At 62.1% G+C, this 211-nt stretch carries 1 protein-coding gene; it reads left to right on the forward strand.

Features of this window, described 5'->3' with window-relative positions; genetic code table 11:
- A partial coding sequence (locus SMC5_RS11195; RefSeq protein ID WP_207799231.1) for a hypothetical protein occupies positions 1–211 on the forward strand: 211 nt, incomplete at both ends.

Raw genomic sequence — 211 nt, forward strand, 5'->3', positions numbered from 1 at the left:
AAGGCCATGATCGTCTGCATGAGTCGGCGCATCTGCGTCGAACTGTATGACGCCATCATCAAACTACGCCCGGTGTGGGCCGATACCGACAACACCAGGGGCGTGCTCAAGATTGTCATGACGGGCGCCGCATCCGACCCCCTGGACTGGCAGCAGCATATCCGCAACAAGCAGGGGCGCGAGGCGCTGGCCAAACGGTTCAAGGACCCGG

Source organism: Candidatus Cryosericum odellii (genome assembly GCF_003570935.1).
Lineage (GTDB): Bacteria > Caldisericota > Caldisericia > Cryosericales > Cryosericaceae > Cryosericum > Cryosericum odellii.